Source organism: Litchfieldia alkalitelluris (assembly GCF_002153425.1).
GTDB lineage: Bacteria > Bacillota > Bacilli > Bacillales > Salisediminibacteriaceae > Evansella > Evansella alkalicola.
The window spans coordinates 1-2,817 of record NZ_MTSQ01000032.1 but is presented as its reverse complement, the minus strand read 5'-3'; the positions used below and the strand labels follow the sequence as shown (position 1 = coordinate 2,817).

3 protein-coding genes are annotated in these 2,817 nt (G+C 37.0%); all 3 read right to left on the bottom strand.

Annotated elements, in window-relative coordinates; genetic code table 11:
* Positions 1-147 precede the first annotated feature (147 nt).
* From BW724_RS23015 to istA, 3 genes are read right to left on the bottom strand one after another with little or no spacing between them, the layout of a single operon-like run.
* Positions 148-348 carry a hypothetical protein gene (locus BW724_RS23015; protein WP_088073469.1) on the bottom strand — a complete coding sequence of 67 codons (201 nt, stop codon included), beginning with the start codon at positions 346-348 and terminating at the stop codon, positions 148-150.
* Positions 345-1,100 (bottom strand): IS21-like element helper ATPase IstB, encoded by a 756-nt coding sequence (istB, locus tag BW724_RS23010; protein WP_088078200.1) that lies wholly within the window; start codon positions 1,098-1,100, stop codon positions 345-347. The genes BW724_RS23015 and istB overlap by 4 nt, the downstream gene beginning before the upstream one ends.
* Complete coding sequence (istA, locus tag BW724_RS23005) at positions 1,097-2,644, bottom strand: IS21 family transposase (RefSeq protein ID WP_088078198.1); 1,548 nt, start codon at positions 2,642-2,644, stop codon at positions 1,097-1,099. Before istA ends, istB begins: the two co-directional genes overlap by 4 nt.
* Between the last annotated feature and the right edge of the window lie 173 nt (positions 2,645-2,817).

Genomic DNA, 2,817 nt, shown 5'->3' with positions numbered 1-2,817 from the left:
TGATTATTGCGGACAGAATGAGCCAGGAGTGCGGAGTTTTGATCCACTGTTTGCGGACATCTGAGCCAGTAAGTGCGGGGAAAGAGCCAATGTTATCAAAGTATAGATTAGCCATTGGAACAAAACTTGTTCCAATGGCTGTTTGTATTATCTAAATTTTTTATCTTCTAATTGCTTATCAATAATCTCAATTGCCAGACGAACGAGCTCATCCTGATCTAAATCCTCTTCCTCATTCCATATGCAGGAGGGTAATAGTCTTTCTTCTACTGCCATCCTCACTTCATCGGGTAAATACATATGCAAAAAATACCTAGCTATACGATTTTCAACTTCTTCTGGAATCATTTAGATACCGCCAATCCATGACGTTCTCTCATTGAAACTTCGCCATCAACTAGAATCTTATATGAATCGTGAACGATTCGGTCAAGAATCGCATCTGCTATTTGTGCTTGTCCAAGTTTTGAATGCCATCCTTCTGGCGAAAATTGAGAACAGAAAATAGTCGATGCTTTCTTTAACCTTGCTTCAATAATTTCTAACACATGAAGTACATTCTCCTCTGAGAGTTCTGTTAATAACCATTCATCCAGTATCAATAAATCAATTTTTTTGTATTTTTGAATTAACTTGCGAAAACTGCCATCTGCTTCATATTTTGCTATAGCTAATTCATCGAGTAATTCTGGTAATCTAATATATTTTACTTTGTAAAATTGGCGACATGCATGAACGCCAAAGGCATTTGATATCCACGTTTTTCCGTTTCCTGAGGCGCCCATTAAAATAATGTTATGGTGATTTTGAATGTAATTTCCTGTTGCTAACTCTAGTATTAGCTTCTTGTCTAGATTACGATCCGGATGATATTCGATATCTTCAATAGCTGCGGATGGTTCGCTAAATGTCGCCTTTTTAATTAATCGTTCAAGTCTATTTGATTTTCGTCTATCATACTCATAATCTACTAAGAGGTTGAATCTATCATCAAAATCCATGCTTTTGTAATCTTTATTCTGATTCTGTTGTTGATATATTTCTGCCATTGCACCCATTTTCATTTCTATTAATTTACGTAACGTTTCTTGGTTCATCATTTATTATCCCTCCCAAAGTATTTAGCTCCACGGACAAATCCATAATCATCAGAGTTACTGCTAGGATTATTAATATCCGTTTTTTGATTTTGTTTTTTCTTCTTGTTTCTCTCAAGTACGCTTTTTAAAACAGAAACCGTTGGATTTGTTGATATTTCAAGTAAAGTTTCTACTGCTTTTTCTATTTCTTTATTTTTGTATTTTGTAGCTATATTCCTCAGAGTGCTAAGGGTATTTAATGCTTTTTTCTCCACATTCGTTTCCAATATATAAGAAACAAATTGCGTCACAGATGGCCCAATTGTTTCTGCCCACTTCCGATTGTTTTCAGGATTATGTTCTAAATATAACCGGTGATTATCAGGCATATGGTCTGTGTTCGTCGAAAACTGACCCATTTCACCATATAATCGTTTATGAGATGCAATTCGGACTTCTTTGAAGTAAACTTCAATTAAGTCCGTGGTTAGTCGTATATCGACATTCTCGCGGACATAATCATATGGAACGGAATAATACATCCGTTCAACTTGGATGTGGTAGTTCAGTTGAACTTTTGATGTTTTCCATTCCGCAAGTTTATATCGCGTTTGAGGAAGCTGATGAAGGTAGGATTTCTCTTCTTCCTCAAACACCTTTTTACGTGAACCTGGCCGCTTTTGAAAATCGATGGTGTTGATTTCTTCTAGCTTTTCAAAGATTTGTCGATTTAAATCTTCGAGATGGAAACAATGATAGTTTCTTAGAGGAGCGATAATCTGTCTGGAAATATATCCAACTGTTCCTTCTACACTTGCTTTATCTTTTGGTTTGCGAACACGGCTCGGAACAATTACTGTTCGATAATAATCTGCAAGTTCACGATAGGCTTCATTCAGAAGAGGTTCTTCTCGATGGGCTTTCGTAACACCTGTCTTCAAATTATCGGGAACCAATGTTTCAGGAACTCCCCCAAAATACTCTAATGCATGGATATGAGCGATAAGCCAATTAGCTGATTTCATATCTAGAAATGCTTCAACGTAGCTAAACTGACTATAAGGTAAGGTCGCAATAAAAACATACGCTGGAATTGTTTCTCCTGTTGAACGATCAATAATCTGTAACGTAGTCCCGGCCCAATCTACTTCCATGACTTCACCTGGTTTTCTTCGAATTGGCATTGTTAACTTATACTTCTTCGCATATTTCCCATAGCTTTCACAAAAAGTACGATACGCATAAGGAATCTTTCCACCCTCACGCGCTTCAGTCGCATACTCATGATGCAATAAAGTCAAGGTGACATTCTTTTTTTGTAGTTCCTTATGCACTTTTTCCCAGTCAACAGGGAAATAACCTTTCTCAACAGCTTGTTTCTCTGGAAACAGAAATGCTTCCAGCCATCGATTGGTCATTGTATCGTTCAAACTTTCCACACCATGTTTCTTGGCGCGTTGAACGACATGTGAAACTGTATTCCTTGAATGCCCAGTGCTAGAACTAATCGTTCTTTGACTGACTCCTTCAAAATACAGTTCCAGAATCTTTCGATAATTAACCATAAAAAAACCTCCTGTATATTAGTGTCATGCTTGCTCGCATGCAACATAATTATACAAGAGGCTTATTTGATTCTATCTATATTGGCTCTCGACTCTGCAAAGAGTGGATCTTTACTCCGCAATTACTGGCTCAAAACAACGCATATGTGGCTCAATTAAATTGCAATAATCAA